Genomic DNA, 13,824 nt, shown 5'->3' with positions numbered 1-13,824 from the left:
CAATTGCTGCAAAGGCGCTCTTGACCGAACGGTCTGGGGCGCTTTTCATTCGGGGTGTAGCTTAGCCTGGTAGAGCGCTACGTTCGGGACGTAGAGGCCGGAGGTTCGAATCCTCTCACCCCGACCAGTGAAATCAAGGACTTAGAGAAGTTCAGGTAAGACGGATGGTCCACTCGGGTAACACCGGGGAAACATGGAGCAGTCCGGAGTGCCCTCTAAGCCCCTCAAGTCTTGGTCAACGGCTGAACCACAGCCGACCACCACTCCGCAGTCGAAAGGCACCAGGGCCGAGCCGTTGGCTCCCCTGCTGACTGCCCGGCAAGCGTCCGAGTTCCTTCAGGTTCCCGTTTCCACCCTCGCGGTGTGGCGCTGCACGAATCGCGTGCATCTACCTTTCGTGAAGGTGGGCGGAAGGCACGTCCGGTATCGCCGTGAAGACCTGGAGGCGTTTCTCGCCTCGCCCTCCACTCAGCAGCCCTCGGCCAAAGCAGCACGCGCCAGCGCACCGGGCGTCCGTGTCGCGGACGTTGTGGTGGAGATGTTCAAGCTCCGACCGTGCGAACAGTGCGGCCTCGCCTTCCCGTCTCCGGTCTTGTCTACGCACCACAGCGACGGCAAGGCCTCCGAGGTGTGCCCAGCGTGTCACCGGAAAGCACACCAAGCGAAGGGGCGGCGTTTTACGCAGCCGTCCGCGATTCCTTTACGGACTCCGAAAATTGCTGACCAGCCGCACGCGAGCGAAGAACCTCCGCAGCGTCGAAAGCCAAGGCGGGCACCTTAACGCCCATGGCGGCCATCTGCCGCAGCCGCTCTAAAGCACCAGCGCCGGTGACGCCGACCGCGCCATCAATCTGGAACAGCGCCCACTGTTCGTAGGCCAGCTCGAAGCCGTCCTTCTTCTTCACGCCGATACCAAGGGCGCTCATGACGGCCAGCACGCCGAAGCCAACGATGTAAAACGCCATCGACGCTCCGCCCACATCCTGACGCGTCGCCGCAGCAATGCCGGCTGCCAGCGCCACGGGCATTGCGAGGAACAGTGCGAGCTTGAAGAGAGCGCCCAGGCATCCCCACGCAGGAGCGAGCGTGCTCTGTGGGGTGTGCATGGATAGTGCGTTCGCCTGCTGGTGCTTGGCGGTCGCCATCAGCGCCAGACGGAGGAAGTCCGGGTCTTGCCACTCGCGCACTGCGAGCAGCTCGGAAACGGCGGACATCACTTCGTCCGTGTGCGCTTCCACGGGAATGGGAGCCTTCTTCTCGGTTGCAGAGGGCAGCTTCGCAGCAAGGCAATGCTTGAACAGCCCCACTGCATGCTCCAGCCGGTCTGCATCGTGCTGCGGCAGGTTGCTTTCTCCCACGATGTCCAGGCGCTCGCCGCGTGGGGAGTAGAAGCCGCTCTCAATGAGTGCATTCCGTGTTTCGGACGCGAGGACATGCCAGCGGCGGCGCACTTCCTTTTGGCCGTCTGTCTTCGCCGCGATGTAGCGGGCCGAGCTGTCCTCAATGAACTTGTCCAGGTCCGACATCAGGACTCCCACGCCGTAGCGAGCGGCTTCTCTAGCGGCTGCGAGGCGCTGCGCTGCTCGATGAATGCGGCAATCGACTTGCGCGCAAGCCTTGCCTCACCAGGGTAGCGGCCGGTCAGCAGCAGACAGGTGAACGAGAACGCGACGGCCGCGAGCCAGAAGAAGATTGCGACGGCCAGCACAGACCACATGTAGACCGCGTTCTCAGAGCCGCTCGTGTACATCGCCCAGCCCACGCCGACCACGATGCCAACCTGAACCAGCGTTCCTAGCCAGCCCCACGCCGCGCGAACGTAGCCGCAAAGGTCGGAAAGGCGATTGCGGAACAGGTCGGCGCTAAAACGCTGGGACGAGTATTCCAGAAGGCGAGGGATTAGGGATTCGTCGTTGTCCAAGGCCGACACGGAGACGCCCAGCGCAATGGAGGCGTCTTGCAATCTGCGCTTCTGGACGCGTTCCTGCTCCCACGCGGCGATGAGCATCACCCCAATGCCGAACGCAAATGAGGCCACGAGTGCTCCGAGGACGTGAACGACTGCCATTCCCACCTGCCGCTCCTTCGCCGCTGACCTGCGGCTGAGCCATCTTAAATTGCAGGTCGCCCCAGCTCAAATCGGAGCAGCGCGGCCGGAGTTAACTCAATGCCTAAACCCCGGCCACGACTGGCTTTTTAGCTGTTAACTCCCTGTATTTACAGGTCGCCGATGGCGTCCTTCTGAACCCGCAGCGCCCGGCCGAGTTCTCGGAGCATTTGCCGGGTGCCTCCCTTCCAGCCGTTGCGACTAACCCTTGCCTTTCCCTCTGGGCTTCTTGGGCCGGTGGACTGCTCCCACGGCTTCCACCGCTCGATGGCCTCGCGCTGCTGCTGGCGTTGTTCCAATGTCCAAGTACGTGCTGCCACTGCGGGTGTCCTCTAAAAGTTTGGTCTGCTCAGTCCGGTTGTTCTCGTGCGCGTGAGCGGGCTGTGTCACCGGCTCTTTAGGGGGTGACAAAACCCCGTTGTTCACCTGCTGCGGGCCGTGAGCGATGTTGGCCTGCTTTACGAACGTGGCTTGCCTCGGGAACTTGAGGTCCACCAGGGCCTGGATGGTTGCCCGGCTCTGGGCCTGCGCCCGGAGCGCCATCCCCATGAAGGACTCCAGGTTCTTCTGGTACTGCTGTATTTGGGCGCGCTTCGCGTAGCTGGTGAAGATGCCTTGCAGCGCCGTCGCCTGCGCCACGAGCATGGCCTCCAGCGTGGACAGGTCGCCGTCGTTCACGCGCTTGGTCGTGTCCTTCAAGGCGGCGGTTAGCTCTGTGATTCCCGCTACGTCGTCTCCCAGCGTGTTGCCGGTGAACGCGTGCGCCACCATTCCGGCACTCAACTCCGGGGAGATGACCAGGCCGGCCATCACTGCGTCTGTGTTGTCGCCCTCGCGCATCGGCACCTGCAAGGGCTTGTGCTCCTTCTTCTTGTCGGCCATCACTGCACCTCCGCCTGAACGGCCGGAAGGTCTGCACAGAACTCCTGCGCCAGCTCCCGGGTGGCCGCGCTGAACACCGTTGCCGGGTCGTCGTCCTTCCCTTCGGGGTACACAGGCACCGCTTGCAGCATCTCGTCCAGGCGCTCGATACGGGAGCACAGGACGCGAAGCCGCCGCTCCCAGGTGGACGCACGGTGTGCGTGTTCCATCTCCTGCGCGGTGACGGCCGGAACCATCCCGAGCTTCTCCGCCATGAAGCGCAGGTGGATGGGGTGAATGGACACGCGGTCCACGTTGCCGCACCAATCCTGCTCCAGCATCACAGTGCCGTCCTCGCAAGGTTCAATCTTCAGGGAAGGGATGTTCTCGTCGCTCAGGCTAACGGCTTGATTTCCTTTGATTGGATTCATGCGGCCTCCGGCGTCACCGTTTCGGCGGTTTTCGGTTGTTCGGTGGGCTCGGCCTGCGGCAGCTTGCGGGCGTGAGTTTGCAGGTAGGCATGCAGGTCTTGAGTGAGTGCAGCAATCGGCTTTTCCCATTCGCCTGCCACCTCTTGCTGGTAGACACGGGCAGTCGGATACCAAGGCGTGTGACCGCCCGAGCCCCATCGCCAGTCAGCGCATTTCGCGACCAGAACGAATGTGGGACGCCCAAGCATGCAAGCCAAGTTGCCGACCACGTTGTCCGTCGTCACTACCGCATCCATGCTCGAAAGCACGACGGCGGTATCGAGGAAGTCGGCCAAGTTCGGGGCGAGGTCTTGAGCCTGGAAGCCCACAGGCGGCGGGTAGAGCTGACGTTGATGCGCACCCTTCTGGACTGCGTACAGCGTGGTCGCCGGGAGCTGCATCAGCGGGAGGTACTCGGCCAGCGCGCAGGCTCGGTCCATATACGGTGCCGCCCAGCTCGCGCCCCAGTTGATAGCAACCGCGTGCGTCTCTTCGGGGAACGGAACGACTCCGACGTTGAACGGGTTGCCAACGGGTACGCCGGTGAGCCCTAGCGCATGCGGCAGTTCCATGATGCTGAGCGCGTAATCACAGGTCGGGCGCTGCTCGAAGTCGCAGACGGAGACCACCCCGGGAATGGTCATGAACAGCCGGGCCAGTGCGGAAGGGCCTTGCACGACGATGCGCGCACCCGTGGCCGCCACGTAGGGGATGAATCTCGCCCACATGATGTGGTCGCCCCAGCCGCCAATGCATGCCTCTGAAAGGCTCACGAGCAGCGTCTTGCCTTTGAGCGGCTGCCCTTGCCAACGGGGATGCTCCGGGTTCAGGTTCGCGTGAGCGGCCAGTTCCGCAGCCAGGGCATACGCCTGGGAGCAATCGCCGTCCTGAGCGCCGAGGAAGTACAGCGCTGGCAGCACGGCCTCAAGCACGCCCTTTCGAACCGTGTGATGCACCTGCGCACTCAGGCACATGGTGGCGGTCTCGGCTGCTGCTTCGTACTTGCGCGCCAGCACCTGAGTGGTCAGCAGGTTGATGATGGCCGACGGCTCTCCAGCGAGGATGGGGAGCCGCGCGTATTGAATTGCCCGTGCGAAGTCGCTGCGGCGCAGGTAGTACGTGCTCAGGGCGAGATGGCGGGCGGCCTCGGGGTTTGTGACCGCCAGCGGCTGGGTGGGTGATGTCATGACTGTTCCTTGTCTGTTCTCAGGGCGCAGCGAAGTAGGCGTGAGCGAGTTCCTCGTCGCTCATGTCGGGCGCGGGTTGTTGGGTGTTCCAGAACAGGGAGTCCAGAGCCCCCCTGTGTTCATGGCCTAAGTGGCTGTCGTGGCTCAGGAAAGGAGAACTAACTCCCCTTCCCGTGGTGACCGGCGTTGACCGACCGAAACCTTCCGGCCCCCTATAGGGGGACCGGTGAATTTCGGTTACCGAGACCAACCGAAAACGGCCATTTCGGTGAATTTCGGTTATGCGGATTGCCACAGCCACCCCTCATGACAGCCAAGGACTCCGCGGCTCACCAGGCCGGTGATGGCCTCTCTGGCGCGGGTGTTCCTGCGGTGCGTCTCGCAGGTCAGGTGCCCCGCAGCTTTTGCGATTGCCGCCTCTAGCTCGATGCAGGGCTTCAGCGGTGGCGCACCGGGCTTGCCGCACTGGCCGTCCTTGAACATCGGCCGCAGGGCGTCGAGTACCAGGCGCTGATTGCCCCCGGTCGGCAGCTTGGCCCGCTGAACTTCTTCGGACGCTGTGTCTGGCACCACGACGCAGGACGTGATGGGGTCGCCGTGGTCGTCGGTGCCGAGCATCTCGACTTGCAGCCGAAACGCCTTGGCGTCACCGTCAGCGCCGTCCTTGGACTTCGCCACCCGCCACTCGCGGCGGTCGCCCTCGCGGGAGACTTCTACGGCGGCGTCGAGTGCGGCAAACAGCGAGCTATGACCGCGCAGCCCCTTGGTGGAGTCCTTGCCCGTGTGGTGCACCAGGACGACCAGGCAGCCAGTGAGCGATTGCAGGAGCTTCGCCGCCTCCAGAATCTCGCCCATGTCCTTGGAGCTGTTCTCGTCGGATGTGGGAGCCGCACGATTCAGCGTGTCCAGGAACACCACTGCGCCCTGGGGGATGACGGCAGCGAGGTCGCGAACGTCCTGCAAGTCCGTGAGCTTGAACGCCTGCAACACCAGGTGAAGGCGTTGCGGCAGGCTGCGGCCACGGTGCACCTCCCAAGCCTCAACGCGCACCCGGAACCCGGCTTCCCCCTCCAGCGCGGCATACACCACGGGAGCGGCTTCGGTACGGTGTCCGAACCAGCGTGAGCCCTCGGCGATGGCGGCGGCCATGTCCAAGGCAAGGAACGACTTCCCCGAAGCACTCGGACCGTACAGGCCAGCGAGACCAGCAGCAGGCAGCACGCCTCGGATGCGCCACTGAAGCGGAGGCATTGCCAGCAAGTCGGACGCGGTGAGCAGCTTGTACCGCTGCGGAGGCGTGAGCGGCTTCGAGAGCAACGCTTCCAGCACGTCCAGGCCGTCGCCCTGCGCCAGGTCGTTGATGTCGGAGTTGCGCGGCCAGCCGGCAGGCATGCGCACGAACTCGGACCCCAATTCGCGGGCGATGGTCTCCGCGTCCTGCTCCTTCCCCACGTCGGGGACGATGACGAGGCGCGCCGAGGGGTTGGATTCCCGCAGTTCCGTTGCCACAGCTCGGACGCGTCCCCAGCCGAAACAGACGGCAGCAGGTTTGCCCGTTGCCTTCCACGCGGCCCAGGCTTGCCCGATGCCCTCGCACAGGTACACCGTGGCACCTTCGGAGACCGTGCCGACCAGGAACCAGCCCTGCATGGTGCAGCCGGGCAGGTTCAGCTTCCCCGGCCGACCTTCGGCTTTCAGCCGCGCCGCCGTTACCGGAGGGGCGACAAGTTGCAGGCTGGAGACGCTGCCGTCTCGGCGCTGAACCGGAATGACCAGCGCGCCGGCCATGGACTCGCCCGCCACCTTCAAAGGGTCGCCGGCAGGAATGACGCGCAGCCCATCCGGAAGTCCGTTCTTCTGGCGGATGTAGGGGTGCTCGGCCGTCGCAGCCTGTGAGCGTTCCCAGACCTGGGTGGGGTCTACCCCTTGCCCGGTCGGTTTCATGCGTTCCTGGGCCTTCCTGGGGCTCAGGACAGGGCTGTTTGCCGCTTGGAGCGCATCCGGACGCCAGCCAGCCTGCGCCGCTGCCTTGAAGAGAGTTCCGGCTCCAACGCCTTTGCCAGGCTTGAAGCTGCGCCAGGTATCGCGGGCGTCCCGCTCGTTGTAGCTGCCCGCCTGGGAGCTCCAGTCGTTGAACGCCTCGAAGTCCAGCCCGGCTGCATGCGCGGCCATGCCGATGCGGACCCACTCGTCCCGGGGCAACTCCGGCGAGAGGGCGTAAAGCGCGTCTCGTGCGCGGTCGGTGTTAGCCATTGCGAGCATCACCCCTCCCGGCCATCGCCAACGCCTGCGCCGTGAACTTGCCGTCCAGCCGGTACAGCGCAATCGTGCGGTCCGGGCAGTCGTCGGTAGGACTGGGAATCTCGATGGTCTCGATGGGCCAGCCCAAGGTGCGCAGGGTGAACACCACCGCGCCCAGCCGCCAGCTTTGAGTGCGACCTTCGAAGTCCGGATGGTCGAAAACCTGACCGTCCATGAACATGCCGAGCGCCTTGTCTGCCAAGGTGCCACGGGTCGGCCACTGAGGCGCGAACTCGGGCGGTTCCAGGAAGGAAAGTTGCTCCGGGTTCTGCACGCTGCTCGGAAGGCGCTTCATGCAGCCTCCTTGCCCGAGAGCCATCCGGCAGCGCGCTTGCGGCCTTCGGTGCTCAGGCGATAACGACCGGGCTTGCAGGCTTTTCCGTCACGGTCGGTGGCGTCCGCCTTCTGCATTTCGATGCCGTCATAGCCGGTGACCTTGCGGCGCAGCTCCAGCACGATTTGCGGTCCGTTAGATGCTCCGGCGATACGGTCCACGCTCTCGCGGGGAATCCAGTCGGCGGCGGAGAGCAGGGCCTCCAGGAGCCGCGATTGGCGAGGCGTGAGGCGTGCGTTCTTGTTGTTGTCGGCTGTAGAATTGGCGCTGTTCTGGGCGCTCGGTTCTGCTTTGGTGGGGCCGGGCGTTTTCTTCATCAGGCGGCCTCCGGCACGTTGCGCAGGTTCTGCTCAATGAACCTGTCGATGTCGGAGCGCCGGTAGCGGACGTGATGTCCGAGCTTGAAGAACGGCAGGATGACGCGGTTGGTGCTGCGCCAGACGGCCAAGGTGGCCTCAGGGACGTTCAGCAGTGCTGCGGTCTGCCTGGGCGTGAGGTTGTCGCCCGTGATGCGCTGGATTGCGCTCTGCGTTTCCATACGTCGGAACCTTTCGGTTGTTGGTATGGAACGCATTGCATTTCGGCACCTTCGTTTTCCAGAGAGGAACGGGCACCGGGCACCGCCAGCGGGCGCAGGCGGGCACAAGCGGGCAGGAAACTAGCCGCCGCGCGCCTTCGGATTCATGCGCTTCCGCAGTGCGCCCTTGGTGAAGAACTTGGTCCCGATGCCTTCTGCGACCTGGTACTTCACGCCCTCTTCTTCGGCGTAACCGAGAAGCGGCGCGGGTCGGGTTCGTGACTGCGCCATGCTTACAAGCGCGGCCCAAACACTCAGGTAATCGTCCCGGTCCAGCGCAGCGTCCTTGGCCTTCTCCAGAACGGCGGTTAGCGGGTCGCTGCGGTTCTTGATACGGTGCTGCTTGGTCGGTTGGTCTACCGGTTCGACCGCTGGTTTCTGTGCTGGTTCGTCGGGCTCCGGCTCGGATTCCTCAACGCTGCTCGGTGTGTCCGGGTAGGGGTACGTCAACACCAGGTCAGAGCCGGCAGCCTCAGAGGCGAGCCACTTGTTTACGTCGGACTCGAATACGGTCCGATGCCAGAGGTGCTCATGTGGGATGTGTTCCACGTCCACCTTGATGTTGTTCACGCGGTAGGCAAGCTTCCCGGCGTGAATGGCCGTATCCATCTGCTCTGCAAGCTGCCTGGAGTCGAGTGCGGCGGACTGGGCCAGCACTTCGGCCGCTTCGATGAGGTCATACCGGCCCAAACGCCAACGGGCGAGCCGCTCGTCCACTTCCGCGCAGAACTCAGGGAACGTGAGAACGCTGTCGCTCCTGTGCCCCGCATAGGTGAAGGACACTTGGCGCTGCCCACGGGCAACCTCCGATGCACGCTCCCAGCGCGCAGCTTCGGCACGAGGCATGGCTTTTAGCTCCTGCGCCTCCCGTTCCAGCAGATGCCGACCGCGCGCAGCAAGGAAGAAGCCTCGGTGAACGGTGAAGCCGCTTTCTAGCGCCCACAAGTACCACTCTTCCGGAGTGCGCCGGCCGGCACCTTGAGCGACAGCGAGGCGCTCGATGCGCTTTGCTTCTGCGCAGGCGCGGGAAGGGTCGTTCTTCGGCACCGGGCGCGCTGTCAGGTCTTCGTACAGCTCCGGGTCTAGGCCGGACATCAGCCGCGCCGCCTCGGCGGGGCTCAGGGTCGGCATGTTCTCTACCCAATACCGCCAGTCAATGAGTCGGCCGTTGTAGACAACCTCTCCGATGCCGGCCACGGTGTCATGGGAGCGGTAGGTCAGGAAAGGGTCTCGCGGCCCGAAACCTTCGAGCACCATGTTTAGCGTCTCGTTCTCCAGGAAGGGCGAGAGGTTCAATTCCCGGTCACCTTCCCGTTCCTCCATGATGGACAGACGCTCCGGTCCGTAGTCGTGCTCGAAGTCTTTCGCGAAGTCGTCAAGCCAAACGAACACGCCTGCGGGAAGCTTCGACACCGAACGAGACACCCAAGCCGCATAGCCGCGCTCGTCGCTGGCGAATTGCTCTCGGAGTTCGGCCTCCAGGCCCTGAAGCGCCGCGACGTACCTGTCCCACTCTTTCGGTAGTAGCTTCACAGGCCTGCCGTCGGCCAAATGGAACGTGTCGGTGTTCTCCAGCTTCTCGAACGGCGCAGCCTCGTCGCGCGCGAAGTTCTTTGCGACCACATCCGGGGAGATGGTCCAACCCGTGACATAGGGGATGGCGCGCACCGGCAGCGCGTCCCGTTCGCCAATCTTCACGACGAGGGAGGCGTAGTCCTTCTCGTCCGCTGCCCGCTGCTGTGACCTGTCCATCGCACCCCTTCGCGGTGCCCTTCAGAAGGAAGCCCCAGCAGGCGGGTGAAGGTGTCCCGCTTTTCAGCCGCTAAACCTAGCTGGGGCGATTCAAGTCTATTCGCCGCGTCCCTGCGTCACGAACTCGATTGCGGTCCTGTCGCTCTTGCTCAAGTTGCAGGGCACGCAGGCAGCAACCAGGTTGAGCCCCTCGTCGGTGCCCCCGAGCGCACGCGGGAGCTGGTGCTCGATGTGCCACTTCCCAGTGAGGTCCAGAGCCGCGCCGCAGTAGTGGCATCGGCCTTGCGACTGCTCGAAGATGCTCCGCCGCCGTCGCGAGACGTAGCGCGCTGGTGCAGGGCTGGGCGTGAGCAACGGCTCGTCACTCCAGAGCTCCCCTTGGGTGGCTGTGTGCTGGTGGAACGTTTGCTTGTCGTTCGCCGCCGTCAGCCGCTGACGTGCGAGAGCAAGGGCCTCCACCTTGTCCTCGGACATGCTCAGGACCACGCCTGCCTGTGGCTGCACCACCATGTACCGCGTGGCGTAGAGCCCGCGAGAGACGCACGGCATGCTGGCAAGCGCATACCGGCCGTCCTCGCCAAAGATGCCCCCAAAGATGGGGCGTTGCAGCAGGCGCTCCCCGGACACAGGTTAGCCCTGCTCGTCGTCGGGTGCGGAGTGCACCAGGCGCAAACCCTTCGCGTCCCTGAGCAGCGATTGCAGGCCCTCGTCGTTCCGTGCCGCAACCAGCTTCAGCCGCGTCTGAGCCGCTGCAACCTTCTTCTTGTCCCGCAGAATGTCCGCCTGCCGCACGGCATCGCGGATGGTCTGGAACGCCTCGGCCAAGTCAGTCCAAAGCTCGCTGTCCTCCGAGAGGTCGAAGCTCAAAGCGCCGTCTTCCTTGGCGAAGACCTCCGACCACAGCAGCTTGATTGTGAACTCCGCCATGCGTGTACGGTCACTGCGGAACTGCTCGATGGTGACTTGCGGGGCCACCCCTTGGCGAAGCTGCTTGCGCTCTTCGGCGAGTTTGGCCTGCTGCTGCTTGCGGTCTTCTTCGTAAGCCTTATGCGCATCACGGCGGCGCTGTTGCTCCGCGCTGGACACGGGCTTCTCCACGATGAATTCAGCTTTGCCGCGCTTGCGGATGGTGGCCCCCCATCTCTGCTCGTGCTGGTTCGCTGCGCCCATGGGGCTCCAGTCGGCGCGGTAGGACGCTTGCATCTTGGTGCGCCCCGGCTGGCCCGGGAAGAGGTCAATGCTCGGAACGATGCCCGCGCGGACCAGGGCGTCGGCTGTCCCGGTGAAGTAATCCGAAGTGCCCCAGCATGATGGCATCCAGACCTGTTGCAGGACACCAGGCGCGCAGGGCTCGAACGGCGCTTCGTCTGCGCTAGGAAGGTACGAGCTGTGCGCGATGTAGATGCCGGCCGCAGCCTTGGCAGCGCTGTATTCGGGCAGGTGGATGCGGAAGGTGAAGCCAAGAGGGCACTTGCACGTCAGGTACTCGCCGACGCCAGGCTCACCGGGGAACATCATCCCGACGCCGAGGCCAGCGGCTTGGAGCTGCGCCTTCGTGCCCTCCCAGGTCTCGGCGCAACCGCCGAAGTCTTGTCGAAAGCGCCAGTTGCGGTACTCGCTTCCGCTCTTGGCGAGTTCCTCGTTGACGCGAGCTTGCTCCCTCTCGTGCTTGGCCGCGTTCTCTGCACGTCGCCGCCACAACTGCACGTCCTTCGCCACCGTGACCTCGACGCTGTAGGTGCCGTCCCGCTGCTCGCGAATCGCCTTGAAGCCCGGCTCCCGCCAGGTCCGTAGGTGGAGGGGACACATGTCACCGTTCGCAAGGAACGCGGTGTATCCCGGGGTGCGCCCCTTCTGGGGCTTGAGTTGGTCGGCGGTGATGAGACCCGCAGCGATGAGAGCGTCGGCAGTGCCGGTGAAGATGTCGCACGACCAGCGCGAGGACTTCGTGATTCCGGGGAGCGACTCGGAAGCGGGTTCCGACGCCTGCGCGACAATAGAAAGAGCCATGTTGACCTCTCAGACAGGTTGGCTTGGTTAGGGCTGCATCGGTGCACCACCACCTTTGCGGCCCGCCTTTTCCCTGGGAAGCGCCCAGGACGCGACTTACTCCTTCGGCGGCTCCAGGTACTGCGCGTGAAGCCGCTTTATCTCCAGCAAGAGGGCAAGGTGCTTCGGCACCCATTCCGGTATCTCGACGCCTGCCTCATTGCGCCAGCGGCTCGGCGTGTTGCGATGCAGGCCCGTCGCCCGGCAGAAGTCACTGACCCGCCAACCAAGCTCCGAGAGCGCCGCATCAAATTCGTCTATCGTCATCGAGCCCCCGACGTGTGTTGAGTGTAGAAAGATTCCCGAAACTGTGCAATGCTCCGTATAGGTAGCGCACAGAATTAGACATAACGCCCGTTGTCGAAAGTGTGCCTGTGGACAGCGGAAACGCACAAAATCGGGAAAGTCTAGGCGCGGCAACAGCTTAGCGCGGTCGCGCTGGTCGCCTAAAAAATGTGCAAGCGAGCGCCTAGTGGGTTATCCACAAGGCGGCTCCTCAGGAGCGGCGGGCACCCTTTGCGGTCTTCGGCTGCTTGGATGCCTTCTGTGCCTTGGCCTTGGGGAACTGGATGACGTTGGCCGGCTGCTTGAGCCCGCCTGCGACCAGCATCGAATCAGCAGCCTCGGACATCGACGCACGCACAGGGTCCATGTCGAGGCGGGCGTAGATTTGGGTGGAGCTGGGGTCCATGTGGTGCAGGCTCTTGCCAATGAGCACCAGGCTTGCGCCGTTACGGGCTTGCCAGCTCCCCAAGCTGCGCCGCAGGTCGTGCTCCCGCAGGTCTTTGATGCCGGAGCGCTCCAAGATGCGCCGCCATGCCTTTCCGGTGTTCACGATGTGCCCGGTTTCGCTCTTGTCGGACGAGAAAACGAACTCGCTGGTCGCGTTCTCCTTGCGCGCTTTGAGAATCTCCAGCGCAACGTCCACCAAGGGGATTGACGCAGGCGTGCCGTTCTTGGTCTTCGTGTCAGGAATTCGCCAGACTGCCTCATCCAAGTCAACTTCCGACCAGCACATGGACTGCACGTTGGACCGCCGAGCCCCTGCCAGGAGCTTGATGATGTACGAGTCTCGCGCCTCCAAGTTCTCCTCCTGGGCCAGCGCCGTGAAGAACGGCCCCAGCTCCTTTGCGGTGAGAAATCGCTCGCGCTCAACCTCTTTGAACGGCTTGTGACCGGCAGCGGGGTTCTCCCCGATGAAGTACCCGTACTTCGGTTGCTTGGCGTAATTGAACATGGCGCGGAACGAGCCTAGCGCCCGATTGGCGATGGTCTTCCCGGTGACTCGACCCTCTGACAGGTGCTTGCGCTTCGGCTGCGGCGCAGGGCCGTTGTTGCGGCCCCGGAGCTTCGCCCGCTCCTCCTTGTCCCGGAGGTACTGAGCATCGCGCTCGTCCCGAGCCCGTTGCTGCTCTTCTCGGCGCTTGAGAATCTGCGCAGGCAGGCCACGGTGCCACTTCTCAACGTCGATGGCGCGAACTTCAGACAGCCGCCGATGGTGGAACTGAGGCCCGATATAGAGCTTGTAAAGCGTCTCGAACACCTCCGGCCGCTTGGCCGAGTGCTTCAACTCACCGAGGTACTTCTCTGCCAGCTCGCCCACGGTCATGTCGTCCGAGACCAGCAGGCTAGCGCCGGCCGCGTGCTTGCCCGCGTTCAGGTAGGCCAGGCGGCGAGCCTCTTCCGGTTTTACGGCAGGGTACTTGCCCAAGGTCGTGCGCTCAGTCCGGCTGGAGCCCTTGGGTCGGCCAACGAAAGAGAAAGACTTCACTCCGCTGGGAGTCACGCGCAGGTACAGACCCGGCGCTTTCGTGTCCTTCAGCTCCAGTCGCCCCTCGGTTGGCGGCTTGAGCGCCTCGACGTTCTTGATGGTGAAGTCCATCTGCTGCATCGGTTTGCGCTCTTTGGTCATCGAGGTGCCTCATAGTCTGGGTAACGCCGGGGTAACAGGATACCGGAAACTTCGGGAACGTCCCGAAACTACCGAACCCCGCGTTTTCATTGGGAAATCGACCCAAAGAAATTCAGCGAAATTTCCCGAAATGAGGCGGTCTGATGATTCGGGACGTAGAGGCCGGAGGTTCGAATCCTCTCACCCCGACCATTGGCACCTTGCCCATGGTTTGAATCACAGCCCGGCACGCCATGCTGCCCGGGGCGGCAGTTGTCCACGAATCACCGCGGAT

15 protein-coding genes and 1 tRNA gene are annotated in these 13,824 nt (G+C 63.8%); 2 read left to right on the top strand and 14 right to left on the bottom strand.

Going from position 1 to position 13,824, the window contains the following annotated elements; translation table 11 throughout:
- Nucleotides 1-50 precede the first annotated feature (50 nt).
- Both KDH09_02515 and KDH09_02510 read left to right on the top strand, forming a co-directional pair.
- Nucleotides 51-127, top strand: a tRNA-Pro gene (locus KDH09_02515).
- 66 nt (nucleotides 128-193) lie between these two features.
- Nucleotides 194-781 carry a helix-turn-helix domain-containing protein gene (locus KDH09_02510; protein MCB0218543.1) on the top strand — a complete coding sequence of 196 codons (588 nt, stop codon included), beginning with the start codon at nucleotides 194-196 and terminating at the stop codon, nucleotides 779-781.
- Here the strand turns inward: KDH09_02510 and KDH09_02505 are convergent.
- From KDH09_02505 to KDH09_02440, 14 genes are all read right to left on the bottom strand, one after another.
- Complete coding sequence (locus tag KDH09_02505; protein ID MCB0218542.1) at nucleotides 678-1,526, bottom strand: hypothetical protein; 849 nt, start codon at nucleotides 1,524-1,526, stop codon at nucleotides 678-680. The genes KDH09_02510 and KDH09_02505 overlap by 104 nt on opposite strands.
- A complete protein-coding gene (locus KDH09_02500; GenBank protein MCB0218541.1) occupies nucleotides 1,526-2,068 on the bottom strand; it encodes a hypothetical protein in 543 nt (180 codons plus the stop codon). Before KDH09_02500 ends, KDH09_02505 begins: the two co-directional genes overlap by 1 nt.
- Nucleotides 2,069-2,308: 240 nt before the next feature.
- Nucleotides 2,309-2,989: a hypothetical protein gene (locus KDH09_02495; protein MCB0218540.1), complete on the bottom strand. Its 681-nt coding sequence runs from the start codon at nucleotides 2,987-2,989 to the stop codon at nucleotides 2,309-2,311.
- Nucleotides 2,989-3,399: a hypothetical protein gene (locus KDH09_02490; GenBank protein ID MCB0218539.1), complete on the bottom strand. Its 411-nt coding sequence runs from the start codon at nucleotides 3,397-3,399 to the stop codon at nucleotides 2,989-2,991. Before KDH09_02490 ends, KDH09_02495 begins: the two co-directional genes overlap by 1 nt.
- Nucleotides 3,396-4,625 carry a hypothetical protein gene (locus KDH09_02485; protein ID MCB0218538.1) on the bottom strand — a complete coding sequence of 410 codons (1,230 nt, stop codon included), beginning with the start codon at nucleotides 4,623-4,625 and terminating at the stop codon, nucleotides 3,396-3,398. Before KDH09_02485 ends, KDH09_02490 begins: the two co-directional genes overlap by 4 nt.
- 279 nt (nucleotides 4,626-4,904) lie before the next feature.
- A complete protein-coding gene (locus KDH09_02480; protein MCB0218537.1) occupies nucleotides 4,905-6,887 on the bottom strand; it encodes an AAA family ATPase in 1,983 nt (660 codons plus the stop codon).
- Nucleotides 6,871-7,221, bottom strand: a complete 351-nt coding sequence (locus KDH09_02475; GenBank protein MCB0218536.1) for a hypothetical protein — start codon at nucleotides 7,219-7,221, stop codon at nucleotides 6,871-6,873. The genes KDH09_02480 and KDH09_02475 overlap by 17 nt, the downstream gene beginning before the upstream one ends.
- Nucleotides 7,218-7,577: a hypothetical protein gene (locus KDH09_02470; protein MCB0218535.1), complete on the bottom strand. Its 360-nt coding sequence runs from the start codon at nucleotides 7,575-7,577 to the stop codon at nucleotides 7,218-7,220. Before KDH09_02470 ends, KDH09_02475 begins: the two co-directional genes overlap by 4 nt.
- Nucleotides 7,577-7,798, bottom strand: a complete 222-nt coding sequence (locus KDH09_02465; GenBank protein ID MCB0218534.1) for a helix-turn-helix domain-containing protein — start codon at nucleotides 7,796-7,798, stop codon at nucleotides 7,577-7,579. The genes KDH09_02470 and KDH09_02465 overlap by 1 nt, the downstream gene beginning before the upstream one ends.
- A 120-nt stretch (nucleotides 7,799-7,918) precedes the next feature.
- The gene (locus tag KDH09_02460) at nucleotides 7,919-9,589 is read right to left on the bottom strand and encodes a hypothetical protein (protein ID MCB0218533.1); all 1,671 of its coding nucleotides are present in this window, start codon (nucleotides 9,587-9,589) and stop codon (nucleotides 7,919-7,921) included.
- Nucleotides 9,590-9,685: 96 nt separating this feature from the next.
- Nucleotides 9,686-10,063 carry an HNH endonuclease gene (locus KDH09_02455; GenBank protein MCB0218532.1) on the bottom strand — a complete coding sequence of 126 codons (378 nt, stop codon included), beginning with the start codon at nucleotides 10,061-10,063 and terminating at the stop codon, nucleotides 9,686-9,688.
- Nucleotides 10,064-10,219: 156 nt separating this feature from the next.
- Entirely contained in the window at nucleotides 10,220-11,599 is a 1,380-nt protein-coding gene (locus tag KDH09_02450; protein ID MCB0218531.1) for a hypothetical protein, read from the bottom strand.
- A gap of 96 nt (nucleotides 11,600-11,695) precedes the next feature.
- Nucleotides 11,696-11,905 (bottom strand): hypothetical protein, encoded by a 210-nt coding sequence (locus KDH09_02445; protein MCB0218530.1) that lies wholly within the window; start codon nucleotides 11,903-11,905, stop codon nucleotides 11,696-11,698.
- Nucleotides 11,906-12,134: 229 nt separating this feature from the next.
- Nucleotides 12,135-13,550, bottom strand: coding sequence for a site-specific integrase (locus KDH09_02440; protein ID MCB0218529.1), 1,416 nt, complete (start codon nucleotides 13,548-13,550; stop codon nucleotides 12,135-12,137).
- Nucleotides 13,551-13,824 lie beyond the last annotated feature (274 nt).

Source organism: Chrysiogenia bacterium (assembly GCA_020434085.1).
Taxonomy (GTDB): Bacteria; JAGRBM01; JAGRBM01; order JAGRBM01; family JAGRBM01; genus JAGRBM01.
The sequence above is the reverse complement of the archived record's forward strand: the minus strand, read 5'-3'. Positions and strand labels throughout refer to the sequence as shown.